Here is a 25,292-nt window from a genome sequence, read left to right on the forward strand (position 1 = left end):
GCGCTCCCTTCGGTCGCGTCGCTGCGCGATGGCCTTCGGCCACCCTTGACAGACCGACCCGCCCCGGAAAGACAAGGACTGCCGGGAAGCCCCCAGAAGAACGGGCCGGTTCTTCCTTGGACATGCGGCGGCCTCAGCGATGGGCCGCGGCGCCGGGGGCCGGTAGACCGGGCATCGGACCGGCCTCAGCCGGTGGCCGGGGCCTCCCTCCGCCACAGATCGCTACGCGCTCCTGCCGTCTCGGCGGCTGTCGGCCGCCTGGGGCTGGTCATAGGCGGGCCGGACGTTGGCTGCGGCAGCGGTGAACTACCGGTCGTTCACGGCGCGGATGTGGGCCGACTCCATCCGCCGAAAGGAGGTCAGCGCGTAGCAGTCCGGGGCGGGGGGAGGCATCGGCCCGGGCCTGGGCCCCCTACAGCCGGTCCAGGAACGCCGCCGTCGCTCGGAGGACGTCGTCCGGGGTCCAGGTCAGGCCCGGCTGCGTCACTTCAAGTTCCGTCATCGACAGGCCCGGGGCGGGGCCCTCCGCGGACCAGCGGCCGAACAGGACCGTGCCCTCCTCCTCCGCCAGCCGGGTGCCCGCCTCCGTCAGGCGGTCGGCCGGGTACGGGAGCCACACCTGGAACTGGTGCGTGTGCGGTACCTCCGGGTTGATCCGGAACCACGGCACCCCGGCCGACTCGAAGCCCTCGCGCAGCGCCCCCGCGACCATCCGCGCCTGCTCGACGTACGCCGGGAGCCGGGGCAGCTCCCGGTCGAGGCCGGCCAGGGCCGACAGGGCCTGGGGGAACTGGCGGAAGACCTGGCCCCCGTACCGGTGGCGCCACACGCGGGTCTCCTCCACGAAGCCGCGGGATCCCGCCAGGCAGGCCCCGCTCAGGCCGCGCAGGGACTTGTAGAAGGACACGTAGACGGAGTCGGCCAGCCCGGCGATCTCCGGCAGGGGGCGGCCGAAGTGGACGGTGGTCTCCCACAGGCGGGCCCCGTCGAAGTGGACCACCGCGTCCCGCTCCCGGGCGGCGTCCACGACCGCCGTCAGCTCCTCCCACGTGGGCAGCAGGAACCCGGCGTCGCGCAGCGGCAGCTCCAGCATCAGCGTGCCGAAGGGCTCGGGGTGGTCGCGGACCTCCTCCAGCGTCGGCTGGCGCGGCTCCCGCACCGGGTGGACGGTGCGCAGCCCCGAGACGGCCGACAGGGCGCCGCCCTCCCACCGCTCGGGGTGGCTCATCGGGTGCAGGGCCACCACCGGGTTGCCGGTGCGGCCCGCCCAGCAGCGCAGGGCGACCTGCTGGGCCATCGTGCCCGAGGGGAAGAAGGCCGCGTCCTCGGTGCCGAGCAGGGCCGCGACCCGCTGCTCCAGCTCGGCGACGACCCCGTCGCCGTAGAGGTCGGCCGGGGCGTCCATGTCGTAGGGGGCGTCGGCCAGCTCCGCGAGGAGTTCCCCGATGGTCTGCGTACGGGCGCTGCGGGTCAGCGTCCGCGAGGCCGCCTTCCACGCCGCCACCGCCCGGCGGGTCCGCTCCGCCGCCTCGTCCGTCTCCGGCACGGCTCCGGAGCCCTCGTCGTCGCTCACGCCTTCGTCCGTCCCACCCGTCACACCGCTCACGCCAGTCATCCCCGGATCATCCCCCGCCGCCCCGCCCGCCCCGAACCATTTTCCGGCCGCCCCCCGGCAACGCCCCTGCCCCCGGGCCTGACCGGCGGAGCCCCCCGTCGAGGGCCTAGCATGGCGGCGTATCGTCCGGTACCCCCCGCGGACTGGAACGGAAGGCATTCCCCGCGTGAACGCACCCCATCAGACGGAGCCCCGGGATCCGTCCGACCGTCCCGCCCGGCTCTCCGTCGGCGTCGTCGGCGCCGGCCGGGTCGGGCCCGCGCTGGCCCGTGCCCTCCAGCAGGCCGGCCACCGGCCCGTCGCCGTCTCCGGTGTCTCGGACGCCTCCCGGCGCCGGGCCGAGCGGCTGCTGCCCGGTGTCCCGCTCGTCAGCCCCGCGCAGGTGCTGGAGCGGGCCGAGCTGGTGCTGCTGACCGTCCCGGACGACGCCCTGCCCGGGCTCGTCGAGGGGCTCGCCGAGACCGGGGCCGTGCGCCCCGGGCAGCTCCTCGTCCACACCTCCGGCCGGTACGGGACCGCCGTGCTCGACCCCGCGCGCCGGGCGGGCGCCCTGCCGCTGGCCCTGCACCCCGTGATGACCTTCACCGGGACCGAGGTCGACGTGCAGCGCCTGGCCGGCTGCTCCTTCGGCGTGACCGCCCCCGAGGAGCTGCGGCTGGCCGCCGAGGCCCTGGTCATCGAAATGGGCGGGGAGCCCGAGTGGATCGCGGAGGAGAGCCGTCCGCTCTACCACGCGGCCCTCGCCCTCGGCGCGAACTACCTGGTCACCCTCGTCGCCCAGGCCATGGAGCTGCTGCGCACGGCTGGTGTCGGGCACCCCGACCGGATGCTCGGCCCCCTCCTCGGCGCCGCCCTGGACAACGCCCTGCGCTCCGGCGACGCCGCCCTCACCGGCCCCGTCGCCCGCGGCGACGCCGGCACCGTCGCCGCGCACGTCTCCGAGCTGCGCAAGCACGCCCCCGGCACCGTCGCCGGGTACCTGGCCATGGCCCGCACCACCGCCGACCGGGCCCTCGCCCACGGCCTGCTCAAGCCCGAGCTCGCCGAGGACCTCCTCGGCGTGCTCGCCGACCCCGCCGACCTCACCGACCCGAAGGGGGGCGGCGAGTGATGACCGGCCGGCTCCAGCCGCTGAACACCGCCGAAGAGCTCCACCGGCTGCCGCGTACCGGCCGCCGGGCCGTCGTGATGACCATGGGCGCCCTCCACGAGGGCCATGCCACCCTCATCCGCACCGCGCGCGAGCAGGCCGGCCCGGGCGGGCAGGTCGTGGTCACCGTCTTCGTCAACCCCCTGCAGTTCGGGGCGAACGAGGACCTCGACCGCTACCCGCGCACCCTCGACGCCGACCTGGCCATCGCCGCGGCGGCCGGCGCCGACGCCGTGTTCGCGCCCTCCGTGGACGAGGTCTACCCCGGCGGCGACCCCCAGGTACGGATCACCGCCGGGCCGATGGGCGAGCGGCTGGAGGGCGCCACCCGTCCCGGCCACTTCGACGGCATGCTCACCGTCGTCGCCAAGCTTCTCCACCTCACCCGGCCCGACCTGGCCCTCTTCGGCCAGAAGGACGCCCAGCAGCTGGCCCTGATCCGGCGCATGGTCACCGACCTGAACTTCCCCGTGGAGGTGGCCGGCGTCCCCACCGTCCGGGAGGAGGACGGGCTCGCCCTGTCCTCCCGCAACCGCTACCTCTCCCCGGCCGAGCGCCTCACCGCCCTCGCGCTGTCCCGCGCCCTGTTCGCCGGGCGCGACCGGCTCGCGGCGCAGGCCGCGCTGCGCGCCCGCGCCGAGGCCGCGCCGGCCACCGACGAGCGGGCCACCGCCCTGGCCCGGCTCGGCGAGATCCGCGCCTCCGCCGACGCCCACGCCGTGTCGGCGGCCGCCACCGGCGCCGCCGGCCTGCCCGACGCCGTACGCGCCGCGGCCCGGCACGTCCTGGAGGAGGCGGGCCGCCACGAGCCGCCGCTGCTCCTGGACTACCTGGCGCTGGTGGACCCCCGCGACTTCACCGACGTCGGCCCCGACTTCACCGGGCAGGCCGTCCTGGCCGTCGCCGCGAAGGTCGGCACGACCCGGCTGATCGACAACATCCCATTGGAGTTCGGAGCACACGCGTGAGCACCACAGGCAACGCAGGCACCCCAGGCACCCAGGGCACCCCGGGCGCCGCCGGCACCGGCATACGGCTGCACGCCCCCGCCCCCGGCTGGGCCCTCGACGCGGACGTCGTGGTCGTCGGCTCCGGCGTCGCGGGCCTGACCGCCGCGCTGCGCTGCGCCGCCGCGGGCCGCCGTACGGTCGTGGTCACCAAGGCGCGCCTGGACGACGGATCGACCCGCTGGGCCCAGGGCGGCGTCGCGGCCGCGCTCGGCGAGGGCGACACCCCCGAGCAGCACCTGGACGACACCCTGGTCGCCGGTGCCGGCCTGTGCGACGAGAACGCCGTACGGGTCCTGGTCACCGAGGGCCCGGACGCGGTCCGCCGGCTCATCGCGGCCGGCGCCGTCTTCGACACCTCCGCCGAGACCGGCGAGATCGAGCTGACCCGCGAGGGCGGCCACCACCGCCGCCGGATCGCGCACGCCGGCGGCGACGCCACCGGCGCCGAGATCTCCCGCGCCCTGGTCGAGGCCGTCCACGCGGCCGGCATAGAGACGGTCGAGAACGCGCTGGTCCTGGACCTGCTCCAGGACGCCGAGGGCCACACGGCCGGGGTCACCCTGCACGTGATGGGCGAGGGCCAGCACGACGGCGTCGGCGCCGTCCACGCCCCCGCCGTGATCCTCGCGACCGGCGGCATGGGCCAGGTCTTCTCCGCGACCACCAACCCGTCCGTCTCCACCGGTGACGGCGTCGCCCTCGCGCTGCGCGCCGGCGCCGAGGTCTCCGACCTGGAGTTCGTCCAGTTCCACCCGACCGTCCTCTTCCTCGGCCCGGACGCCGAGGGCCAGCAGCCGCTGGTCTCTGAGGCCGTACGGGGCGAGGGCGCCCACCTCGTCGACGCCGACGGGGTCCGCTTCATGGTGGGCCAGCACGAGCTCGCCGAGCTCGCGCCGCGCGACATCGTCGCCAAGGGCATCATGCGCCGGATGCAGGAGCAGGGCGCCCAGCACATGTACCTCGACGCCCGGCACTTCGGCGCGCAGATGTGGGAGAACCGCTTCCCCACCATCCTCGCCGCCTGCCGCGCCCACGGCATCGACCCGGTGACCGAGCCGATCCCGGTCGCGCCCGCCGCGCACTACGCCTCCGGCGGCGTCCGCACCGACCTGCACGGCCGCACCACCGTGCCGGGCCTCTACGCCTGCGGCGAGGTCGCCTGCACCGGCGTGCACGGAGCGAACCGCCTGGCCTCCAACTCCCTCCTGGAGGGCCTGGTCTTCGCCGAGCGGATCGCCGACGACATCACCGCCCGGCCCCCGCGGGGCAGCGGCCCGGGCGTGCCCGTACCCGCCAGCGGCCCGCTCCAGCCCGCGACGGCCCGCTACGAGGTCCAGCGGATCATGACCCAGGGCGCGGGCGTGCTGCGCTCGGCCGAGTCCCTGAGCCGGGCCGCGGAAGCGCTGGAGAGCCTGTACACGACGGCCCTGGGCGAGCTGGAGGCCCACGGCAAGACCGCCGAACCGGGCGTGGACACCTGGGAGGCGACCAACCTGCTCTGCGTGGCCCGCGTCCTGGTCGCCGCCGCCCAGCGGCGCGCCGAGACCCGCGGCTGCCACTGGCGCGAGGACCACCCCGGCCGGGACGACGCGGCATGGCGCCGCCACCTGGTCGTGCGGCTCTCGGCGACGGAGCGGCGGGCCCTGGTCGTCACCCCCACCGAATCGGCGGACTTCCCGCCCGTGACCGGTCCCGCCACCGCGCGCCCCTAGCCGTTCCCCCCACCCCCAGACGTTCCCCCCGTCCACCCCTCAAGCCAGGAGCACCGACCGTGAGCACCCCCGAACTCCCCCTGATCGAGCAGAACGAAGGCGGCTGCGGCGACGACTGCGGCTGCGGCGACGGCGAGGAGAGCGGCCTCGACCCCGCGCTCGCCCAGCTGCTCGCGGACGCCGGCCTCGACCCGATCGAGGTCGAGGACATCGCGCACATGGCGCTGTCCGAGGACCTCGACGGCGGGGTCGACGTCACCACCGTCGCCACCGTCCCCGAAGAGGCCGAGGCCATCGCCGACTTCGTGGCCCGCGAGGCCGGTGTCGTCGCCGGCCTGCGCGTCGCCGAGGCGGTGTTCTCCATGGTGTGCACCGAGGCGTTCGAGGTCGAGCGGCACGCCGAGGACGGCGACCGGGTCGAGGCCGGCCAGCTGCTGCTGTCCGTCCGCTCCCGCACCCGCGACCTGCTGACGGCCGAGCGCAGCGCCCTGAACCTGCTGTGCCGCCTGTCCGGCATCGCGACCGCCACCCGCCGCTGGGCGGACGCCCTGGAGGGCACGAAGGCCGAGGTCCGCGACACCCGCAAGACCACCCCGGGCCTGCGCGCGCTGGAGAAGTACGCGGTCCGCTGCGGCGGCGGCGTCAACCACCGCATGTCCCTGTCGGACGCGGCGCTGGTCAAGGACAACCACGTGGTCGCGGCCGGCGGGGTCGCCCAGGCGTTCAAGGCCGTCCGCGAGGCGTTCCCGGACGTGCCGGTGGAGGTCGAGGTCGACACGATGCACCAGGTCCGCGAGGCCGTGGACGCGGGCGCCGACCTGATCCTGCTGGACAACTTCACCGTCCCGGAGACCGAGGAGGCCGTCACCCTCGTGGCGGGCCGCGCGGTCCTGGAGTCCTCGGGCCGCCTGACCCTGGAGACCGCCCGCGCCTACGCCGAGACCGGCGTGGACTTCCTCGCGGTGGGCGCGCTCACCCACTCCTCGCCCATCCTGGACATCGGCCTCGATCTGCGCGAGGCGGTGTAACCGGTGCTGCTCACCATCGACGTGGGCAACACCCACACCGTCATGGGCCTGTTCGACGGCGAGGAGATCGTCGAGCACTGGCGGGTCTCCACCGACCCGCGCCGGACCGCCGACGAGATGGCCGTGCTGCTCCAGGGCCTGATGGGGATGCACCCGATGCTCGGCAGCGAGCTGGGCGACGGCATCAGCGGCATCGCGATCTGCGCGACGGTCCCGTCCGTCCTGCACGAGCTGCGCGAGGTCACCCGCCGCTACTACGGCGACGTGCCGTCGGTGCTGGTGGAGCCCGGGGTCAAGACGGGCGTGCCCATCCTGATGGACAACCCGAAGGAGGTCGGCGCCGACCGCATCGTCAACGCGGTCGCCGCCGTCGAGCTGTACGGAGGACCGGCGATCGTCGTCGACATGGGGACGGCGACCACCTTCGACGCGATCTCCGCGCGCGGCGAGTACGTGGGCGGGGTGATCTCCCCGGGCATCGAGATCTCGATGGAGGCGCTCGGGATGCGCGGCGCCCAGCTGCGCAAGATCGAGCTGGCCCGGCCGCGCAACGTGATCGGCAAGTCCACGGTCGAGGCGATGCAGTCCGGCGTGGTCTACGGGTTCGCGGGCCAGGTCGACGGGATCGTGCGGCGCATGGCCCGGGACCTGGTGGGCCCGGCCGGCGACCCGGAGGACGTCCACGTCATCGCCACCGGCGGGCTGGCGCCGATCGTCCTCGGGGAGACCTCGGTCATCGACGAGCACGAGCCCTGGCTGACCCTGATCGGCCTGCGGCTGGTGTACGAGCGCAACGCGCCCCAGTTCGCCTGAGCGACCGGCGCTCCGCCCCCGCCCGCCCCGCCCGGCGCGCGGCGGGGCGGAGCCCGGCCAGGCCCCACCAGCCCCTCCCCTCACCGGGCCGAGTGACGGCGCCGTAACGGTGGAGTGATATTTCTCGGCCGGGTTTTTTACGGGAAGTGGCCGGAGTGTGACTGCCGCGGAGGTAGCGTCCCGCTGGAGAGGCAACGTGGCCCCGTCCCCGATGGAGGAGACACCATGACGAACGCCCCGACCGAGTGGCGCAAATCGTCGTACTGCGGCGAAGGAGAGGCTTGCGTCTACGTGGCCGCTGCCCCCGGCACCCTCGTACGGGTGGCCGACCGGGCCGACCCGGCGCACCTCGTGATGGCCACCACCCACGCCGCCTGGGCCGACTTCGTCGAGGCCGTGAAGACGACCGGCTGATCCGCAGCGGCCCGCGGCGCACGCCTGCGCCGCGCCGCATCCCCCACCATCAGGGGATTTTGTCCGATTAGCGCGTATCTTCGGCCCATGCCCACGCCCTACGGATCCCGCGGCGGCATGGCCTTCAGCGCCGCCGAGCTGCATGTGCTCAGGCGTAGCCTCGCCCATGCCCTCCAGTCCTCCACGGCCCCGCTGACGGCCTCCGAGGTCCAGGACTGCCTGCGCCTCGCGGCGTCGGTGGACGAAGCGGTCCAGGAGGCGGGCCGGCTCAGGACCTTCCTGCTCGACGACCTCGGCCGCTACCGCCGCGCCCTCCCCGGGAGCCTGTCCGGCTACCTGGAGCTGCTCCAGCAGGCCCTCGCGGCCGGGTACGAGCCGGGTCCCGACGACCTGTGCGCCCTGCGCGCCCTGCGGGCCAACCCGGCCGCCGCGGCCGTGCTGGAACGGGCCCAGGGCATCGCGGAGCGCTCCGTACGCCGCCGCCTCGCGGCCGCGGGCCCCGCGCCCCGCACCCGCCTGCTGGCCCTGGCCGGCGGACGCGAGCAGCCCCGCGCCGCCGCCCCCGGCCCGGAGGCGTCCCGCCCGGACACCCCGGGCGAGGAGCCGGGCCCCGGCATCCCGCACGAGGGCGGTCGCCCCGGGACCCCGCGCCCCGAGCGGCCCCGCACCGAGGCCGCCCCGAAGGAGCCGGGCCCGAAGGAGCCGGCCCCGGAAGGGCCGGGCCCGAAAGAGCCGGGCCCCAAGGAGCCCGGTCCGAAGCGGCCCGCCCCCACGGAGCCCGCGCGCCCCGGGCGGCCCGTCCCCACTCCGGGTGAGGTCTTCCCCCCGCGCCGCGACCCGGCCCCGCCCCCGGCGGCCGGGCGCGCGGCGGTATAGCTACGCTGGAGGGCATGGACTACGTTTCCGCGCTCGTGCCCCCCATCGTGATGGCCACGTTCTTCATCTTTCTGGTGAGGACGATCGTGAAGAGCCAGGGCGGCGCCAACAAGGCCAAGGAAGACGCCGCCGTCGACGCCGTACTCGCCCGCGCGGAAGCCGGACAGCCGCAGAAGTAGCGCCGCCGCCCGGGTATCGGCCGCGCGTTGCACCACGAATAGTCGGGCAATTCCGCCCATTGCGCACTATCGTGCTGCTGTGCCTCGCCCCTTGGGAGAACTCGAAGACGCCGTCATGACGCGGGTGTGGCAGTGGAACCGCCCGGTCACCGTTCGGGAAGTCCTGGAAGACCTCCAGCAGGAACGGTCCATCGCGTACACCACGGTCATGACCGTTATGGACAATCTCCATCAGAAGGGCTGGGTCCGCCGGGAAGCGGAAGGCCGCGCCTATCGGTATACGGCGGTCTCCACCCGCGCCGCCTACTCGGCCGCACTGATGAACGAAGCCTGGTCGACCAGCGACAACCCAGCGGCCGCCCTCGTCGCCTTCTTCGGCATGATGTCCCAGGAACAGCGCGAGGCCCTCCGCGACGCCGTACGGATCGTCCAGCACGACGAGCCCGACCCGCAGGCCGCGGCCGCCCCCTCCGAGGCCCCGCCCGGACCTGGAGAACAAGAGGACTCCGGCGAGCGCCCGGGAGGGCCGGGGCGATAGCGTCCGGCCTATGGGAGAGCTTTCCACCACAGACGCGAAAACAGTCAGCATCCGCCGCGCGCGCACCGGAGATGTTCCGGACCTGCGCCGCCTGCTGGACCAGTACGTGCAGCAGCGGATCCTCCTCGACAAAGCCCCGGTCGTCCTTTACGAGGACATCCAGGAGTTCTGGGTGGCGGAACGCGAGTCCGACGGCCGGGTCGTGGGCTGCGGCGCTCTCCACGTCATGTGGGAAGACCTCGCGGAAGTGCGCACGCTCGCGGTCGACCGCGAGCTGAAGGGGGCCGGAGTCGGCCACCAGGTGCTCGCCAAGTTGTTGGAGACCGCCCGCCGGCTCGGGGTGAAGCGGGTATTCTGCCTGACCTTCGAAGTCGACTTCTTCGCGAAGCACGGGTTCGTCGAGATCGGCGAGACCCCGGTGGAGACCGATGTCTACATGGAGCTCCTGCGTTCCTATGACGAGGGAGTCGCCGAGTTCCTCGGTCTCGAACGAGTGAAGCCGAACACCTTGGGCAACAGCCGGATGCTGCTGCACCTCTGATCGGGCGCTGATCGGGCCCGCGGGCTATTCCGGGCCCCGGGCACCCGGGGCCTATGTCCGAATCGCGCACGTTTCCCGCCTTGTTGAGCTCCTGAACCTCTCACCGGGGGTTTGTGTTTTCCAGGCAAAAGCGGTTTCCTTTCCGCGTACTGCATTTTCGATGAAAGGAAATCCGGTGGCACAGAAGGTTCAGGTCCTTCTTGTCGACGACCTCGACGGTGGCGAGGCGGACGAGACCGTGACGTTCGCTCTGGATGGCAAGACCTACGAGATCGACCTCACCACCGCCAACGCCGAAAAGCTCCGCGCGCTGCTCGACCCGTACACCAAGGGCGGCCGCCGCACCGGTGGACGTGCCTCGGCCGGCCGCGCCAAGGGCCGTGCCGCGGCGTCGGCCGGCAGCCCGGACACCGCCGAGATCCGCGCGTGGGCCAAGGCCCAGGGTCTCAGCGTCAACGACCGCGGCCGCGTCCCGGCCGAGATCAAGGAAGCCTACGAGAACGCCAAGGGCTGACCCGTACGCCGCCACAGGCGGGCGCGGTGGCATTCCGTCGCCGCCGCGGCCACCAGGCGTACGAGATCGGGCCCGCCGGATCCTCCGGGACCGGGCCCGAGGCCCCGCCCCGCACCGGGCAGGGCCGGCAGCGAGGCATCGCACCCCGGCTCGGGGGACCGCAGCCACACGGCGGCCCCCCGAGGGCTTCCTCCTGGTACGCGCCCGGGCGGCCACGGGGCGGTGATCCCGCCCCCCGCGCCCACCGCGGTGAGTTCCAGCTCCACCCCGCCCCACTCCAGCCATTCGAGCAGCCCCTCCAGCTCGTCGGCGGCCCCCGGGGCGACGAGGAAGCACATCCGGTGCCCCGCCAGCGCCACCGGACCGGTGACCAGTCCGGGACGGCGCAGCAGGCCGGCCCCGGCGTCCGCCGGGAGCTCCAGCGCGTCGAACCGGATCCCGGTGACCAGCCGCGGCGGCGGCCCGGCCGCCACGGGCCACCCGAGCACCCGCTCGTACCAGGCACGGGTGTCCGGTCCGGACGGGATCCGGTGCGGGGGAACGGCGTTCACGACGTTGACGACGGCCATGAACGGATGAACTCCGGCCGCGGCCGCCGGGTTACGCAGTGCAGCCGGTTCTGTGCGCAACGTAAACACCGGGGAAGTGGAGTCCCACATTCGGGACGCAAGCGTGTTCGCCCGTAGCGGAGGGAACCCTGCTGACCGGCATGGAGTGTCAGTCCTCCCGGGTAAGACATTCCTAGTGGATCGGGGCGACACGCTGATTTGAGCGGCTTCCGTTCGCCATCGGCGTACACGTGTGACGGGTATCTGCCTGGCCTGCGGGAACATCGTCTCGCACCATCGGGTTGGAGCAGTAGTCGGCTCTTACAGCCGGTTTTCCTCACCGACGTGGGGGTGAGCCGTGGACGGATGTCGGCAGTTGGAATGAGCTGTCCCGTCCCGCGGGACTAGCATGCGGAAGGACAGGGCGGGGACCGACCCCGAACTGCCCGACCGCTCTGAGGAGCGATAAACGATGTTCGAGAGGTTCACCGACCGCGCGCGGCGGGTTGTCGTCCTGGCTCAGGAAGAAGCCCGGATGCTCAACCACAACTACATCGGCACCGAGCACATCCTCCTGGGCTTGATCCACGAGGGTGAGGGTGTCGCCGCTAAGGCCCTGGAGAGCCTCGGGATTTCGCTCGAGGCTGTTCGCCAGCAGGTTGAGGAGATCATCGGTCAGGGCCAGCAGGCCCCGTCCGGCCACATCCCCTTCACCCCGCGGGCGAAGAAGGTCCTGGAGCTTTCGCTCCGAGAGGCCCTCCAGCTCGGCCACAACTACATCGGCACCGAGCACATCCTGCTCGGCCTGATCCGCGAGGGCGAGGGCGTCGCCGCCCAGGTCCTCGTGAAGCTGGGCGCCGATCTGAACAGGGTCCGGCAGCAGGTCATCCAGCTGCTCTCCGGCTACACCGGGGGCGGCAAGGAGTCGGCCACCGCAGGCGGCCCGGCCGAGGGCACCCCCTCGACCTCGCTGGTCCTCGACCAGTTCGGCCGCAACCTCACCCAGGCTGCCCGCGAATCCAAGCTCGACCCGGTCATCGGGCGCGAGAAGGAGATCGAGCGGGTCATGCAGGTGCTGTCCCGCCGGACCAAGAACAACCCGGTCCTCATCGGCGAGCCCGGCGTCGGCAAGACCGCCGTCGTCGAGGGCCTCGCCCAGGCCATCGTCAAGGGCGAGGTGCCCGAGACCCTCAAGGACAAGCACCTGTACACCCTGGACCTGGGTGCACTGGTCGCCGGTTCCCGCTACCGCGGTGACTTCGAGGAGCGCCTGAAGAAGGTCCTCAAGGAGATCCGCACCCGCGGCGACATCATCCTGTTCATCGACGAGCTCCACACCCTCGTGGGTGCGGGTGCCGCCGAGGGCGCGATCGACGCCGCGAGCATCCTGAAGCCCATGCTGGCCCGTGGTGAGCTCCAGACCATCGGTGCCACCACGCTGGACGAGTACCGCAAGCACCTGGAGAAGGACGCGGCCCTGGAGCGGCGCTTCCAGCCGATCCAGGTGGCGGAGCCCTCCCTGCCGCACACGATCGAGATCCTCAAGGGTCTCCGTGACCGGTACGAGGCCCACCACCGCGTCTCCATCACGGACGAGGCCCTGGTCCAGGCGGCCACCCTGGCCGACCGGTACATCTCGGACCGCTTCCTGCCGGACAAGGCGATCGACCTGATCGACGAGGCCGGCTCCCGGATGCGCATCCGCCGGATGACCGCGCCGCCGGACCTCCGCGAGTTCGACGAGAAGATCGCGGCCGTGCGCCGCGACAAGGAGTCGGCCATCGACTCCCAGGACTTCGAGAAGGCGGCTTCGCTCCGTGATTCGGAGAAGCAGCTGCTCGCCGCGAAGTCCAAGCGCGAGAAGGAATGGAAGGCCGGCGACATGGACGTCGTCGCCGAGGTCGACGGCGAGCTCATCGCCGAGGTCCTCGCGACCGCGACCGGCATTCCCGTCTTCAAGCTCACCGAGGAGGAGTCCTCCCGGCTGCTGCGCATGGAGGACGAGCTCCACAAGCGCGTCATCGGGCAGAAGGACGCCATCAAGGCGCTTTCGCAGGCGATCCGCCGTACGCGGGCCGGTCTGAAGGACCCGAAGCGCCCCGGTGGCTCGTTCATCTTCGCCGGCCCCTCCGGTGTCGGTAAGACCGAGCTGTCGAAGACGCTCGCCGAATTCCTCTTCGGCGACGAGGACGCGCTGATCTCCCTCGACATGTCGGAGTTCAGCGAGAAGCACACGGTTTCCCGTCTCTTCGGTTCGCCCCCCGGCTACGTGGGCTACGAAGAGGGCGGCCAGCTGACCGAGAAGGTCCGCCGGAAGCCGTTCTCCGTCGTCCTCTTCGACGAGGTCGAGAAGGCGCACCCGGATATCTTCAATTCGCTGCTCCAGATCCTGGAAGACGGTCGCCTGACCGACTCCCAGGGACGGGTGGTCGACTTCAAGAACACGGTCATCATCATGACGACCAACCTGGGTACGCGGGACATCTCCAAGGGCTTCAACCTGGGCTTCGCCGCCCAGGGTGACGTCAAGACCGGTTACGACCGGATGAAGGCGAAGGTCAACGAAGAGCTCAAGCAGCATTTCCGGCCCGAGTTCCTCAACCGCGTCGACGACACGGTCGTCTTCCACCAGCTCAGCCAGGAAGACATCATCCAGATCGTCGACCTGATGATCGCCAAGGTGGACGAGCGCCTCAAGGACCGCGACATGGGCATCGAGCTCAGCGGTGACGCGAAGATGCTCCTGGCCAAGCGCGGCTACGACCCGATCATGGGTGCCCGCCCGCTGCGCCGGACCATCCAGCGCGAGATCGAGGACCTGCTGTCGGAGAAGATCCTCTTCGGCGAGCTGCGCCCCGGTCACATCGTGGTGGTCGGCGTCGAGGGTGAGGGTGAAGAGGCCAAGTTCACCTTCCGCGGCGAGGAGAAGTCGGCGCTGCCCGATCTCCCGCCGATCGAGGCCACGGGCTCCGGCCCGGACCTGTCGAAGGGCGCGTAAGCGCGAGCTGCACCGAGGGGCGGCCCCTGGGACCTACGGGTTCCGGGGGCCGCCCCTTTGTGCGCGGGCTTTCGGGAGCCGGCTTTCCGTGGCCGGGCGCGGTGACAAGCCGCACAGAACAAAACGGACCTACTACGGGAATTCGTAGCCTCTCGCGTCCGGTTTGTCCCCGCGTTACCCCTGGACGGACCGCGTCAACGGGTCCGCCGGAGCCGCCCCGGCTACGAGCCGGAGTAGTAAAAGGGATGTTTGGGGAAGAGCGGGGACGCGGGTTACCAAGGTGGGGCAAGCCCGGCAGGGGCGGCGAAGGCCGCGGTGCCGGGATCTTTCTTGCCCGCATCCTGTCCCCGGCCCCGGAGGTCCCCGCATGTCCGCGAAGCGCGTCAGCACCCGTCGTACCCGTACCGCCCTCGCCGCCACCGCGCTCGGTGCGACGCTGGCCCTCGGGGCCGGGACGACCGCCTTCGCCGCCGACCAGGCCCCCGCCGCCAAGGCCGGCCTGTGGGACAAGCCCGTCGCCCGCTACACGCTCTCCGCGACCTTCGGCAAGGGCGGCAGCATGTGGGCCCACAAGCACTCCGGCCAGGACTTCGCCGTCCCCGTCGGCACCCCCGTGCACGCCGCCTCCGCCGGTACCGTCGTCAAGGCGGGACCCAACGGCGGCGGTGACGGCCCGGCCTACGGCAACGCCATCGTGATCAAGCACGCGAACAACACGTACTCCCAGTACGCGCACCTCTCGAAGATCCAGGTCAAGATCGGCCAGAAGGTCGCCGTCGACCAGCAGATCGCCCTGTCCGGCAACACCGGCAACTCCAGCGGTCCTCACCTGCACTTCGAGATCCGCACCACCCCGAACTACGGCTCCGCGATCAACCCGGTCGCCTTCCTGCGCACCGTCGGCATCACCGTCTGACCTGCCCGAGCCCTACGGCTCAGACGAGCCAGGAGTGGGTCGGCTTGGTCTTGCCGAGCTTGTTGTTCTTCAGACCCGTGATCTGCTCCTGGTTCAGAGCCTGGTCGAAGATCCGGATGTGGTCCAGCGGACCCATCCAGGAGGCGCTCCAGATCTCGTGGTGGCGGGCCCGCCCCAGCTGGAGCGGCCCCGGGCCCGCCCAGATCCCGGAGACCTGCGCCTGACCGGCCTGCTTGTCGTCCACCCACAGCGCGATGGTCTTCTTCTCCGCGTCGTAGGTGCCCGTCAGCAGCGCCCACTGCCGGGTGGTGTCCACGGTGTCCGCCACCACCTGCTGGGCCGTCGCCGCCTGGCCCTTGTCCCCGGTCTGCACCCGGAACACCCACGCCTTCTTGCCGTTCACCACCTCGAAGCCCAGCTCGAAGGAGTACGAGACCCCGTCACCCTGGCTCACGGCCATCCGGGGGCCGGTCTCGGAGACGTTGTAGGCGCGGGTGGAGACGGTGAAGCTCTTCGTGACGTCCACGGCCGCCTCCGCGCCCTGCGCGTAGGAGTCCGCCGAGCCCTTGAACCGGATCTCGGTCCGGTTGGCCAGCTCGCCCAGCGAGGCGCCCGGGCTCAGGGCGATGCCCATCTTGCCGTTGCGGTCGCGCAGCACATTCGGTTCACCGGGGACCGTGGGGGAGTCGTCCTCGGACTTCTTGTCCGGGGCCTTGGACCCGCCCGAGGGGCTGGGCGAGCCCGAGGAGGAGGCGACCGGCTTGTCCTTCGGCTGGTCGCCGCCGCCCATCAGGAAGAACGCCGCGCCCGCCGCCACCAGCACCACCGCCAGCGCCCCGCCCCCGATGGCCAGGAACCGGCGCTTGCGCCGCTGGGCCTCGGTGGCGTCGGCCAGCGCCTGCCAGTCCGGCGTGGGGCCGGCGCTGAAGGTCTCGGGTATCGGCGGCGGGAAGGTCTCGTCCGCCACGGGCGGCGGCCCGAAGCCCTGCCCCGGCTGCCCGGGCGCGGGCTGTCCGGGCGCCGGCTGCGGCTGGTAGGGGTTGGACTGCCCAGGCTGTGGATAGCCGTAGCCGCCGCCGGAGGCGGGGCCGGGCTGGGGGGCGTTCGGGCGATCCGTACCGTCAGTCATGGCACGGATGCTAGAACATCACCGCCGGCCCGTGACCCCCGGCCGATCCGACCGAGCCCTCCGCCGGGCGGGAGCGGGGCGTCAGCCCGGCAGCTGGATGACCGGGAAGCTGCCCGTCGCCGTCGGGGCGTGCTCCGGCAGCCACAGGACCGCCACCGCCCCCGCGGCCGCCCCCTCGTTCTCCGCGCCGCCCGGCGCCGCGACGTTGCGGAACGTCAGCCGGGCGCCCAGGACGCGGGCCTGGCCCTCCGCGATGGTCAGGCCGAGGCCGTGCCCGACTCCCGCCCGGTCCGTGGAGCCGGTCCGGAATCGGCTCGGGCCCTCCCGCAGCAGCGCCTCGGGGAAACCCGCCCCGTGGTCCCGTACACGCACCACCCGGCCCTCGACGTCCACCTGGACCGGCGGCCTTCCGTACCGGGCGGCGTTGGCCAGCAGGTTGCCCAGGATCCGCTCCAGGCGGCGCGGGTCGGTGCTGACGATCTCGTCCGCGACCACCCGTACCGTGGCCTCCGGCATCAGCGCCGTGACCCGGCGGGCCACGAACTCGCCCAGCGCCACGTCCTGGAGCTCGGCCCGCTCGGAGGCCCCGTCCAGCCGGGCCACCTCCAGCACGTCCTCCACCAGGGCACGCATCGCCTGCGCCCGGTCGCGCACCAGCTCCGTCGGCCGGCCCGGGGGCAGCAGCTCCGCGGCGGTGAGCAGGCCCGTCACCGGGGTACGCAGCTCGTGCGCGATGTCGGCGGTCACCCGCCGCTCGGCCTCCAGCCGCTGCTGGAGGGCGTCGGCCATGGCGTCCACCGCCCGCGCGAGGTCGTCCGTCTCGTCGCGTACGACACCGCCCACCGCGTCCCGTACGCGGACCTCGGGATCCCCGTGCGCCACCCGCTGGGCGGCGGCCGCGGCCTTGCGCAGCCGGCTGGAGATCTGCCCGCCGATGAGCACGCCGAGCGCCGAGCCGCCGATGACGACGGCCAGGGAGCCGATGACGAGGGCCCGGTCCAGGTCGCGCACCATGTTGGCGCTCTCCCGGAACTGGTGGTGCATGGACAGCACCTGCGCGTTGCCGAGCGGGACGGCCGCCCACACCTCGGGGGCCCGCTTGGGGGTCTCCTGGATGTAGGTGCCGCGCCGCCCGGAGCGGGCCTTGTCGCGCAGCTCGGCCGGCAGCTCCGGGTCGTTGACCTTGGCGCCCCAGATGGGCTTGCGGCCGGCGTCGGGGGTGCGGGCGATGTACTGCACCCGCTCCAGCTCCGAGTCGCGGGCGCTCTCCAGCATCGACACGCGGGCGGCGCTGTGCACCACCAGGCTCAGGGCGAGCGCGGTGAGGGCGCCGACGGCGGCGATGGCGAGCGTGATCTTCCAGCGGATCCCCGTGCGCAGGGTGAAACGCCTCATGCTGTGGTTCTCATGCCTTGAGTTTGTATCCGAAGCCGCGGACCGTCTCGATCCGGTCCTGCCCGATCTTGGTCCGCAGCCGCTGGACGTGGACGTCCACGACGCGGGTGTCCCCGCCCCAGTCGTAGTCCCACACCCGCTCCAGGAGCCGGTCGCGGGACAGGACGGTGCCGGGCGCGGAGGAGAACTCCAGCAGCAGCCGCATCTCGGTGGGGGTCAGGGCGACGGGCGCACCGGCCCGCAGGACCTCCATGCCCTCGGTGTCGACCTCCAGGTCGCCGAAGGACAGCACCCCGCGCTCGTCGGAGCCGTCGCCGTCCGCCCCGCCGTTGCCGCCGCCCCGCACGCCGCCGGCGTGGCCGAAGCGGCGCAGCACCGCGCGGATGCGGGCGACGAGGACCGAGCCGTCGAAGGGCTTGGTGACGTAGTCGTCGGCGCCCGCCTCCAGGCCCAGGACCACGTCGATGGAGTCGGCGCGCGCCGAGAGCATGATGACGGGGACGGTGGACTCGTCGCGGATGCGCCGGCACAGGCTCACCCCGTCCATACCGGGCACCATCACGTCCAGCAGGGCGATGTCCGGGCGATCGGCCCGGAAGGACTCCAGGCCGGACAGGCCGTCGGGCATGGCGGTGACCAGGAACCCGTCGCGCTCCAGCGCCAGGGTCGTGGCCTCGCGGATGACGTCGTCGTCCTCCACGAACAGCACGTGGGTCTCGGCCATGCCGTGCCTCACTCTTCCGCTCTGCCGGTCAGTTCTTCTGGGAGGAGACGGCCGGAGCCGGCTGGCCCGTGCCGTCGCCGACGTTGCTGTACTCCGAATGCACCCGGTCCTGCTCGGCGAACTTCTCGCCGTTCCACCGGTAGGTGATCACGTCCTCGCCGGAGGGGTAGGCGGCCGCGTCGCTCTTGCCGTAGACCGGCTTGCTGATCACCAGGTCGCCCCGGTCGATCTCGGCGTAGACGGGCGGCTGCTCGTCGGCGAAGACATTCTCGTACTTCCCGCCGTCCGAGCGGTACACGTACGAGCCGCGGCCCAGGGCGTCGGCGCAGGACAGGACGTTGACCACGATGTCGGCCACGCTGTTGCCGGTGACCTTCCCGTAGCTGACGTCGACGGGGTACTCCTTGCCCGTGCAGGGCTTGAGGTCCCGCTTGATCTCGGCGCTGACCTTGGGATCGGCCTTCAGCAGGGCGACGGGGTCGACCTTCTTGAGCGGGTTGGCCGTCCCCGCGGCGGGGGAGTGGCCCGGGGCCACGGGGCCGCTGGGCACGGACGTGGGCTGGTTCGGCTGGGTGTTGCGGGCCACCGACTCCGTACGGGCCGGGCCGCCGTCGCGCAGACCGGTGCCGCCGGCGGAACAGCCGGCGGCGAACAGCACTGAGCCGACGAGGACGACCGTCCCCGCCGACGTCAGGACCAGCGAGCTTCTCCCGCTCAGACTTGGGCCGTTCAGGCCGCGCACCGCTCCCGCCCCTCGTACCGCGTGGTGTGGTCGCCGCGTTCGAGCGCACGCATGTCCAGGTCCCGGCTCTCCAGCTCCTGGCGGAGCCGGGCCAGTGCGCGGTGCAGGGTGCTCTTCACGGTTCCCGCCGACATTCCGAGCGCCGCGGCCGTCTCCTCGGTGCTCATCTGCTCCCAGTGTCGCAGCACCACGACGCTGCGCTGCTTGGGCGCCAGAACCTTGAGGATGTCCATGAGCAGGGCGCGGTCGGCGCGCTGGTCGGAGCCGTCCTCGACGGAGGCGTCCGGGAACTGCTCGGTGGGGACCTCGTCGAGCTTGCGGGCCCGCCACCACTCGGTCCGGGTGTTGATCATGACGCGGCGCAGGTAGGCGTCGGCCAGGGACTTGTCGGCGATGCCGTCCCAGCGGCCGTACGTGCGCACGAGGGCGGTCTGGAGGAGGTCCTGCGCGTCCGTGGGGTCCGGGACCAGGCGCCGGGCGCTGCGCAGCAGGGCGTCCTGCCGCGTGCGTACGTACTCCTCGAACTCGAGTACATCTCCGTGCGCCATCTAGACCGCCTCCGCTGCCGTCCCCGTCACCCGCTGCGTCACCGCTGCCTTACGGATCCGAAGGTACGGAGGGGTTGTCACGGCACTGTGCGGGTCAGCCTGCGGTGGGCGCACGGACACCCGTAGGTTGTGTAACAGCGCCGGTGAGCTGGGGTTTCCGGGGCCTGAGCGGAATGCGCCCCTCCGGCGGCGGGCCGCCCCATTGGTGCGGGGCCGGCCTGCGGATTCCGCGGTAGCACCCCGCGGAATCCGCACCGGGGACGCGCCCCGGGTACGCGCCCCGGGGCCGGGGCTCCGTACGGAGCCTAGGACTGCGGCAGCCGGTACATCCCGCGGGCGAGCGGCTCCACGAGGCCGTCCGACACCAGCCCGTCCAGCGCCCTGGCCCGCTGCACCGGCTCGTCCCACACCGCGTCGAGCTGCGCCTGGGCCACCGGTCCCGACGCCTCGCGCAGGACCGCCAGCAGCCGGCCGCGTACCTGCCGGTCGGTCCCGGCGTACGTCTGCCCGCGCCGCGGCGGCCCGTCGTGCGCGGGCTTCCCGGCCAGCCGCCAGGCGCACAGCCGGGCCACCGGGCAGCGGACGCAGTCCGGGCTCTTGGCGGTGCAGATCAGCGCGCCCAGCTCCATGGAGGCCGCCGCCCAGCGGGCCGCCGTGGCCTCGTCCTCGGGCAGCAGCTCCCGGGCCAGGCGCCGCTCGGCGGCGGTGGTCGCGTTCGGCGGGTACTCCACGCCGGTCGCGGCACGGGCGAAGACCCGGCGCACGTTGGTGTCGAGCACCGGGTGCCGCTGCCCGTACGCGAAGGAGGCCACCGCCGCGGCCGTGTACTCGCCGATCCCGGGCAGCGCGAGCAGCTGCGCGTGGTCGCGCGGTACGTCGCCGCCGTGGCGTTCCGTTATGGCCGCCGCCGCGCCGTGCAGGCGCAGGGCCCGGCGGGGGTAGCCCAGGCGCCCCCAGGCGCGGACGGCCTCGCCCGGTGCCTCGGCGGCCAGGTCGGCGGGCCGGGGCCAGCGGGCGAGCCACTGCTCGTACACCGGCAGGACCCGGCTGACGGGGGTCTGCTGGAGCATGAACTCGCTGACCATGACCCCCCAGGGGCCGGCCTCGGGGCGGCGCCAGGGCAGATCGCGGGCGTGCTCGTCGAACCACGCGATGACGGGCTCGTGCAGCGCGGACGCGGGCGCGGGGGGTACGGAGAGTGGGGTGGATTCGGCGGATGCAGTCATGTCAGGGGCATCCTGGCACGTTCTGCGGCCCGCGCGCCGGGCCGGGACCGGTGAACCAGACAGCCGCGCGGATCCCGCTCCCCTGCACGGCGGCGACCACCCGGGCCATCGGTCCGGTCAGCAGCGCCACGGCCAGCGCGCCCAGCGAGACGCCGAGCAGCAGGCCCATCGCCACGTCGTGCGGGTAGTGCGCCCCCACGAACACCCGGGAGAAGGCCATGAGCACGGCCATCGGCACGGTCAGCACCGCCAGCCGCGGCACGGCCAGCGCCAGCGCCACGGCGGCGGCGCCCGCGATGGCGGAGTGGTTGCTGGGGAAGGACCAGTCCCCGTACGGCGGGCACGGCAGCAGCGACGCGGCCGCCCCGGCCACCGCCCGGCAGGGCCGCTCCTCGTCGACGGTCGACTTCACCAGCTCGGAGGCGACGTACACGAGCGCGGTGACCAGCGGCGCCAGCACCGCCCGCGCCACCGCCACGGGGTCGCGCCGCCCGCGCGCACGCCACCAGACGGATATGAAGAGCAGCCCGAAGAGCAGGAGCCCGTACTCGGTCCAGACCTCGAAGGCCGACTGCACCCAGGGGGGCGCGGCGTGGGCGAAGTCGGTGATGTCGCGGTAGAGGGCGGAGGTGTCCATGGTGACTGACCGTACTCAACCCCTGTTCGACGCCGCGTCAGACCCTGGCTTGATCCCGGCGGTCGGACGTCGTACCGCAGGATGATCATCGGCAAAACCCTCCGCGTTGCGCGGCATGGGGGGCGCTGATCGCGGCACGAGTTCTCGTAAGGTTCGGTACGTGGGATCTCTGCGCAATCCGGTCGGGCCGCTTCCCTCCTCCATTTACTGGCGGCGGAGGGCTGTGCTGGCGTCCGTAGCCGCGCTCGTCGCGCTGCTCGCCGTATGGTTCGTCAGTTCCGGCGGGAGCGGGACGAGTACCAACGGCAAGGGCGGCGGCGGCTCCGGCCCGGTCCGAACGATCACCCCCGGCCCCTCCGGCTCCGGCCCGGCGATCAGTCAGGCCCCGGGCGGGCGCGCCGAGTCGGGCGGTGGCGCGGGCTCCGGTTCCGGATCGGGCGGCGGCGCGTCCAGGAACCCCGACCAGGGCGGGGGCGCGGGCTCCGGCTCCTCCTCCGGCGACGCGGGCGCCGCTCAGGCCATCCCGGCGGACTCCCCGCTGCCCACCTGCGCGCCGAGTGCGGTGCAGTGGGAGGTCAAGAGCGTGAAGAACGAGTACGAGACGAGCGAGAAGCCGCGCCTCGAACTGCTCGTCCGCAACGTCTCCGGCAGCACCTGCAAGCTCGGACTCGGGCCGCGCCAGGCGGTCGTGACGATCTTTCAGACGACCGGGGCCAAGCAGGTCTGGTCCTCCGCCGACTGCCCCTCCGGCCCGGCCAACGCCTTCTTCCGCGTGCCGGCCCAGGGCGAGGCGAAGCAGACGCTGGAGTGGGACCGCAAGCTGAGCGCCCCGGACCAGTGCCAGACGCCCCCGGCGGGCAGCCCGGCACCGGACACCTACGTGGTCGAGGCCCGCAGCCCGGGCCTGCCGGTGGCCCGTACGTCCTTCGTCCTCAAGCAGGACTGACCCTCAGGCGGGACCGGTCCTCAGGTGGGGCTGGTCCTCAGGCGGGACTGGCTCGTCAGGCGGGGCCAGGGCGTGCGCGTCCGGTGTGCCCGGGGCGCGCGGCCGGGATCAGACGTACCGCTCCAGGATGGACGATTCGGCGAGCCGCGAGAGGCCCTCGCGGACGCTGCGGGCCCGTGCCTCGCCGACGCCGTCCACGGTCTGGAGGTCGTCCACGCTGGCGGCGAGCAGCTTCTGCAGCCCGCCGAAGTGCTCCACCAGCCGCTCGATGATCGCCCCCGGCAGCCGCGGAACCTTCGCCAGCAGCCGGTACCCGCGGGGCGACACCGCCGAGTCCAGGGTCTCGGGCGAGCCCGTGTACCCCAGGGCCTTCGCCACGATCGCCAGCTCCAGCAGTTCCGGATGCGTCAGCGCGTCCAGTGCCGGGAGCGCCTCCTCGACCGTGCGGGAACGCTTCGCCGTCGGTTCCGGAACGTAGTCCCGGATCACCAGCTCCCGCTCCTGCTCGATGCCGACCGTCAGCTCGTCCAGCTGGAGCGACAGCAGTCGCCCGTCCGTGCCCAGTTCGACCACGTACTCGGCGATCTCGGTCGCGATCCGGCGGACCATTTCCAGCCGCTGGGCCACCGCCGTCACGTCGCGCACCGTGACCAGGTCCTCGATCTCCAGCGCCGACAGCGTCCCCGCGACCTCGTCCAGGCGCAGCTTGTACCGCTCCAGCGTGGCGAGGGCCTGGTTCGCGCGGGAGAGGATCGCCCCCGACTCCTCCAGGACCCGCCGTTCCCCGTCCACGTACAGCGCGATCAGCCGCATCGACTGGGAGACCGAGACGACCGGGAAGCCGCACTGCTTCGAGACGCGGTCCGCCGTGCGGTGGCGGGTGCCGGTCTCCTCCGTCGGGATCGACGCGTCCGGCACCAGCTGGACACCGGCCCGCAGGATCTTCGTCAGGTCCTTGTCCAGGATGAGCGCCCCGTCGAGCTTGCACAGTTCGCGCAGCCGGGTCGCGGTGAACTCCACGTCCAGGACGAAGCCGCCGGTGCACATCGCCTCGACCGCCTTGTCCATGCCGAGGACGATCAGCCCGCCCGTGTTGCCGCGGACGATCCGCTCCAGGCCGTCACGCAGCGGCTGACCAGGTGCGACCGCGCTCAGGGAGGCGCGCATCAGCGCCTCGTGCTTGGAGCTCGCGCCCGACTTGCCGGATGCTGCTGCCCCGTCCTTGGCTGCCACTGCACTCCTCCGGTCGCGGGTTGCGCCGCCTGCGTAGGGCCGGGCGGACCAGCACAAAGTCTACCGGCGCCGCCTGTGCGCCCGCCGGGGCTTGGCCCGCACCGCCGCGGCGGCTGCCCGGACGGCCCCGCTGACCTGCGCCCCGGCCCGGCGGGCGGAGCCCATCATTCCGCCGTGGCGCGGTCCTTGGCCGGCGTACGGGAGCGGCCGCGCGGCAGGACCCGGAGCGCCTCGCCCATGTCCGCCACCTCCGTCACCTTCATCCCCGGCGGCACCTTGCCCGGGTCCGCCGGCACCAGCGCGTGCGTGAACCCGAGGCGGTGGGCCTCCGCGAGGCGCCGCTGCACCCCGGTCACCCGCCGCACCTCGCCGGCCAGTCCGACCTCGCCGATGGCGACCAGGTTCTTCGGCAGCGGTACGTCACTCGCAGCGGAGGCCAGCGCCAGCGCGATCGCCAGGTCGGCGGCCGGCTCCGTCAGCTTCACCCCGCCCACCGTCGCGCTGTAGATGTCCCGCTTGCCCAGCGCGGTGATCCGGCCGCGCTGCTCCAGCACCGCCAGCATCATCGAGACCCGCGAGGTCTCCAGACCGGAGGTGGTGCGGCGCGGGGAGGGGATCTGAGAGTCCACCGTCAGCGCCTGCACCTCCGCGACGAGGGGCCGCTTGCCCTCCAGGGTCACGGTCAGACAGGTCCCGGGCACGGCCTCGGCGCGCCGGGTCAGGAAGAGGCCGCTGGGGTCGGTGAGCCCGGTGATGCCCTCGTCGTGCAGCTCGAAGCAGCCGACCTCGTCCGTCGCCCCGTACCGGTTCTTCACCCCGCGCACCAGGCGCAGCCGGGCGTGCCGGTCGCCCTCGAAGCTCAGCACCACATCGACGAGGTGCTCCAGCAGGCGGGGGCCGGCGATGGCCCCGTCCTTGGTGACGTGGCCGACGAGGAGGGTGGCCATGCCGCGCTCCTTCGAGGCGCGGATCAGCGCCCCCGCCACCTCGCGGACCTGCGCCATGCCGCCCGGGGCGCCGTCGATCTCGGGGGAGGCGATGGTCTGGACGGAGTCCAGCACCAGCAGGGACGGCTGCACGGCGTCGAGGTGGCCGAGGACGGCGGAGAGGTCGGTCTCGGCGGCGAGGTAGAGGTGGTCGTCGAGGGCGTTGATCCGGTCGGCCCGCAGCCGCACCTGGCTCGCCGACTCCTCACCGGTGACGTACAGGGTGCGGTGGTCGCCGGAGGCCGCCTTCGCCGCGACGTCGAGCAGCAGCGTGGACTTGCCGACGCCGGGCTCGCCCGCGAGGAGCACGACCGCGCCGGGGACGAGCCCGCCGCCCAGGACCCGGTCCAGCTCGGCCACGCCGGTGCTGCGGGCGGTCGCCGTCCTGCCGTCGACCTGGGCGATCGGCAGCGCGGCGGCCGTGACCCGGCCGGCGGCGGTGGTGCGGACGGCGGGCGCGCCCATCTCCTCGACGGTGCCCCACGCCTGGCACTCCGGGCAGCGGCCGAGCCACTTCACGGTCGTCCAGCCGCACTCGGAGCAGCGGAAGGACGGCCGGTCCTTGGCGGATGAACGAGCGGTACGGGCAGCCATGCGCTCACCGTATCCGGCGCCACTGACAACGCGGCGCGGGCCGGGACCCCGCCGGTGGGACCGGCGTCAGGGGCGCGGTCAGCGGGATACCGATCTGTTCACCCGTAAGGGCTAAAACTGGGGAAGGCTTCCGGAGCCTCACCGGCGTGCCGCCTACCTTCACCAGGTGACCAGCAGCGACCAGGGAGACCCCGCATCACGCACCGGCGCACACCGGGCGCACAGGCGCACACCCCGACGGGACACCCCCGAACCGGAACACCCGGCGGGCGCCCCCGCC

24 protein-coding genes and 1 pseudogene are annotated in these 25,292 nt (G+C 73.0%); 14 read left to right on the top strand and 11 right to left on the bottom strand.

The genetic code is table 11. From position 1 onward, the window contains the following. Positions 1-412: 412 nt before the first annotated feature. Positions 413-1,546, bottom strand: coding sequence for a beta-eliminating lyase-related protein (locus tag ABZ716_RS23890; RefSeq protein WP_358961627.1), 1,134 nt, complete (start codon positions 1,544-1,546; stop codon positions 413-415). Between the two features lie 235 nt (positions 1,547-1,781). Here ABZ716_RS23890 and ABZ716_RS23895 point away from each other — a divergent pair, with 235 nt between their 5' ends. The 11 genes and pseudogenes from ABZ716_RS23895 to ABZ716_RS23945 all read left to right on the top strand — a co-directional run bounded on the left by ABZ716_RS23895 (position 1,782) and on the right by ABZ716_RS23945 (position 10,390). After that, the gene (locus ABZ716_RS23895) at positions 1,782-2,726 is read left to right on the top strand and encodes a DUF2520 domain-containing protein (RefSeq protein WP_358814425.1); all 945 of its coding nucleotides are present in this window, start codon (positions 1,782-1,784) and stop codon (positions 2,724-2,726) included. Further along, a complete protein-coding gene (panC, locus tag ABZ716_RS23900) occupies positions 2,726-3,733 on the top strand; it encodes a pantoate--beta-alanine ligase (RefSeq protein ID WP_358961576.1) in 1,008 nt (335 codons plus the stop codon). Before ABZ716_RS23895 ends, panC begins: the two co-directional genes overlap by 1 nt. Then, positions 3,730-5,487, top strand: coding sequence for an L-aspartate oxidase (locus ABZ716_RS23905; RefSeq protein WP_358961579.1), 1,758 nt, complete (start codon positions 3,730-3,732; stop codon positions 5,485-5,487). Before panC ends, ABZ716_RS23905 begins: the two co-directional genes overlap by 4 nt. A gap of 59 nt (positions 5,488-5,546) precedes the next feature. After that, a complete protein-coding gene (gene nadC, locus ABZ716_RS23910) occupies positions 5,547-6,515 on the top strand; it encodes a carboxylating nicotinate-nucleotide diphosphorylase (protein WP_358961581.1) in 969 nt (322 codons plus the stop codon). Between the two features lie 3 nt (positions 6,516-6,518). Then, positions 6,519-7,328, top strand: coding sequence for a type III pantothenate kinase (locus tag ABZ716_RS23915; protein WP_358814427.1), 810 nt, complete (start codon positions 6,519-6,521; stop codon positions 7,326-7,328). Positions 7,329-7,553: 225 nt separating this feature from the next. Continuing rightward, on the top strand, positions 7,554-7,742 hold the full coding sequence (locus ABZ716_RS23920) for a DUF397 domain-containing protein (RefSeq protein ID WP_351890186.1): 189 nt from the start codon (positions 7,554-7,556) through the stop codon (positions 7,740-7,742). A 117-nt stretch (positions 7,743-7,859) separates the two neighbouring features. Further along, a pseudogene (locus ABZ716_RS23925) lies at positions 7,860-8,282 on the top strand (hypothetical protein); the annotation flags it as partial. Positions 8,283-8,632: 350 nt separating this feature from the next. Further along, positions 8,633-8,797, top strand: coding sequence for a hypothetical protein (locus tag ABZ716_RS23930; protein WP_167747589.1), 165 nt, complete (start codon positions 8,633-8,635; stop codon positions 8,795-8,797). A 79-nt stretch (positions 8,798-8,876) separates the two neighbouring features. After that, positions 8,877-9,335, top strand: coding sequence for a BlaI/MecI/CopY family transcriptional regulator (locus tag ABZ716_RS23935; RefSeq protein WP_358814428.1), 459 nt, complete (start codon positions 8,877-8,879; stop codon positions 9,333-9,335). 10 nt (positions 9,336-9,345) lie between these two features. Beyond that, on the top strand, positions 9,346-9,876 hold the full coding sequence (locus tag ABZ716_RS23940) for an amino-acid N-acetyltransferase (RefSeq protein ID WP_351890191.1): 531 nt from the start codon (positions 9,346-9,348) through the stop codon (positions 9,874-9,876). A gap of 175 nt (positions 9,877-10,051) precedes the next feature. Then, a complete protein-coding gene (locus tag ABZ716_RS23945; protein ID WP_351890193.1) occupies positions 10,052-10,390 on the top strand; it encodes an Lsr2 family protein in 339 nt (112 codons plus the stop codon). Here the strand turns inward: ABZ716_RS23945 and ABZ716_RS23950 are convergent. Further along, positions 10,369-10,959: an SCO3374 family protein gene (locus tag ABZ716_RS23950; RefSeq protein WP_358961583.1), complete on the bottom strand. Its 591-nt coding sequence runs from the start codon at positions 10,957-10,959 to the stop codon at positions 10,369-10,371. The two genes, ABZ716_RS23945 and ABZ716_RS23950, sit on opposite strands and share 22 nt — an antisense overlap. Positions 10,960-11,410: 451 nt before the next feature. Between ABZ716_RS23950 and ABZ716_RS23955 the strand changes: the two genes are divergently transcribed. Both ABZ716_RS23955 and ABZ716_RS23960 read left to right on the top strand, forming a co-directional pair. Then, the gene (locus ABZ716_RS23955) at positions 11,411-13,936 is read left to right on the top strand and encodes an ATP-dependent Clp protease ATP-binding subunit (protein ID WP_351890196.1); all 2,526 of its coding nucleotides are present in this window, start codon (positions 11,411-11,413) and stop codon (positions 13,934-13,936) included. 367 nt (positions 13,937-14,303) lie between these two features. Further along, the gene (locus tag ABZ716_RS23960; protein WP_351890198.1) at positions 14,304-14,852 is read left to right on the top strand and encodes a M23 family metallopeptidase; all 549 of its coding nucleotides are present in this window, start codon (positions 14,304-14,306) and stop codon (positions 14,850-14,852) included. Between the two features lie 19 nt (positions 14,853-14,871). Here ABZ716_RS23960 and ABZ716_RS23965 read toward each other — a convergent pair whose 3' ends face one another. From ABZ716_RS23965 to ABZ716_RS23995, 7 genes are all read right to left on the bottom strand, one after another. Further along, positions 14,872-15,981 (bottom strand): LamG domain-containing protein, encoded by a 1,110-nt coding sequence (locus tag ABZ716_RS23965; protein WP_358961585.1) that lies wholly within the window; start codon positions 15,979-15,981, stop codon positions 14,872-14,874. An 81-nt stretch (positions 15,982-16,062) separates the two neighbouring features. Beyond that, positions 16,063-17,376, bottom strand: a complete 1,314-nt coding sequence (cseC, locus tag ABZ716_RS23970) for a two-component system sensor histidine kinase CseC (protein WP_358814431.1) — start codon at positions 17,374-17,376, stop codon at positions 16,063-16,065. 10 nt (positions 17,377-17,386) lie between these two features. Beyond that, positions 17,387-18,100: a two-component system response regulator CseB gene (cseB, locus tag ABZ716_RS23975; protein WP_358814432.1), complete on the bottom strand. Its 714-nt coding sequence runs from the start codon at positions 18,098-18,100 to the stop codon at positions 17,387-17,389. Between the two features lie 28 nt (positions 18,101-18,128). After that, positions 18,129-18,842: a hypothetical protein gene (locus tag ABZ716_RS23980; RefSeq protein WP_358961588.1), complete on the bottom strand. Its 714-nt coding sequence runs from the start codon at positions 18,840-18,842 to the stop codon at positions 18,129-18,131. After that, positions 18,830-19,390: a SigE family RNA polymerase sigma factor gene (locus ABZ716_RS23985; protein WP_358961591.1), complete on the bottom strand. Its 561-nt coding sequence runs from the start codon at positions 19,388-19,390 to the stop codon at positions 18,830-18,832. The genes ABZ716_RS23980 and ABZ716_RS23985 overlap by 13 nt, the downstream gene beginning before the upstream one ends. A 305-nt stretch (positions 19,391-19,695) precedes the next feature. Continuing rightward, positions 19,696-20,616: an A/G-specific adenine glycosylase gene (locus tag ABZ716_RS23990; RefSeq protein ID WP_358961593.1), complete on the bottom strand. Its 921-nt coding sequence runs from the start codon at positions 20,614-20,616 to the stop codon at positions 19,696-19,698. 1 nt (position 20,617) lies between these two features. Beyond that, positions 20,618-21,253 carry a phosphatase PAP2 family protein gene (locus ABZ716_RS23995; protein ID WP_358961596.1) on the bottom strand — a complete coding sequence of 212 codons (636 nt, stop codon included), beginning with the start codon at positions 21,251-21,253 and terminating at the stop codon, positions 20,618-20,620. 223 nt (positions 21,254-21,476) lie between these two features. On the opposite strand from ABZ716_RS23995, the gene ABZ716_RS24000 reads away from it, so the two are divergent. Next, positions 21,477-22,199 carry a hypothetical protein gene (locus tag ABZ716_RS24000; RefSeq protein ID WP_358961598.1) on the top strand — a complete coding sequence of 241 codons (723 nt, stop codon included), beginning with the start codon at positions 21,477-21,479 and terminating at the stop codon, positions 22,197-22,199. Positions 22,200-22,307: 108 nt separating this feature from the next. On the opposite strand, the gene disA is transcribed toward ABZ716_RS24000, so the two are convergent. Together disA and radA are read right to left on the bottom strand one after the other, a co-directional pair. Continuing rightward, positions 22,308-23,432 (bottom strand): DNA integrity scanning diadenylate cyclase DisA, encoded by a 1,125-nt coding sequence (disA, locus tag ABZ716_RS24005; RefSeq protein ID WP_351890220.1) that lies wholly within the window; start codon positions 23,430-23,432, stop codon positions 22,308-22,310. Positions 23,433-23,596: 164 nt separating this feature from the next. Further along, positions 23,597-25,012: a DNA repair protein RadA gene (gene radA, locus ABZ716_RS24010; RefSeq protein WP_358814438.1), complete on the bottom strand. Its 1,416-nt coding sequence runs from the start codon at positions 25,010-25,012 to the stop codon at positions 23,597-23,599. Between the last annotated feature and the right edge of the window lie 280 nt (positions 25,013-25,292).

Source organism: Streptomyces sp. NPDC006687, assembly GCF_040636215.1.
Taxonomy (GTDB): domain Bacteria; phylum Actinomycetota; class Actinomycetes; order Streptomycetales; family Streptomycetaceae; genus Streptomyces.

What these genes read in the sequence shown, in the direction of transcription:
- ABZ716_RS23940 (WP_351890191.1), top strand. Translation starts at nt 9,346, where the DNA reads ATGGGAGAGCTTTCCACCACAGACGCGAAAACAGTCAGCATCCGCCGC.
- panC (WP_358961576.1), top strand. Translation starts at nt 2,726, where the DNA reads ATGACCGGCCGGCTCCAGCCGCTGAACACCGCCGAAGAGCTCCACCGG.
- ABZ716_RS23960 (WP_351890198.1), top strand. Translation starts at nt 14,304, where the DNA reads ATGTCCGCGAAGCGCGTCAGCACCCGTCGTACCCGTACCGCCCTCGCC.
- ABZ716_RS23955 (WP_351890196.1), top strand. Translation starts at nt 11,411, where the DNA reads ATGTTCGAGAGGTTCACCGACCGCGCGCGGCGGGTTGTCGTCCTGGCT.
- ABZ716_RS23990 (WP_358961593.1), bottom strand. Translation starts at nt 20,616, where the DNA reads ATGACTGCATCCGCCGAATCCACCCCACTCTCCGTACCCCCCGCGCCC.
- ABZ716_RS23965 (WP_358961585.1), bottom strand. Translation starts at nt 15,981, where the DNA reads ATGACTGACGGTACGGATCGCCCGAACGCCCCCCAGCCCGGCCCCGCC.
- radA (WP_358814438.1), bottom strand. Translation starts at nt 25,012, where the DNA reads ATGGCTGCCCGTACCGCTCGTTCATCCGCCAAGGACCGGCCGTCCTTC.
- ABZ716_RS23950 (WP_358961583.1), bottom strand. Translation starts at nt 10,959, where the DNA reads ATGGCCGTCGTCAACGTCGTGAACGCCGTTCCCCCGCACCGGATCCCG.
- ABZ716_RS23985 (WP_358961591.1), bottom strand. Translation starts at nt 19,390, where the DNA reads ATGGCGCACGGAGATGTACTCGAGTTCGAGGAGTACGTACGCACGCGG.
- ABZ716_RS23995 (WP_358961596.1), bottom strand. Translation starts at nt 21,253, where the DNA reads ATGGACACCTCCGCCCTCTACCGCGACATCACCGACTTCGCCCACGCC.
- cseC (WP_358814431.1), bottom strand. Translation starts at nt 17,376, where the DNA reads ATGAGGCGTTTCACCCTGCGCACGGGGATCCGCTGGAAGATCACGCTC.
- ABZ716_RS23920 (WP_351890186.1), top strand. Translation starts at nt 7,554, where the DNA reads ATGACGAACGCCCCGACCGAGTGGCGCAAATCGTCGTACTGCGGCGAA.
- cseB (WP_358814432.1), bottom strand. Translation starts at nt 18,100, where the DNA reads ATGGCCGAGACCCACGTGCTGTTCGTGGAGGACGACGACGTCATCCGC.
- ABZ716_RS23930 (WP_167747589.1), top strand. Translation starts at nt 8,633, where the DNA reads ATGGACTACGTTTCCGCGCTCGTGCCCCCCATCGTGATGGCCACGTTC.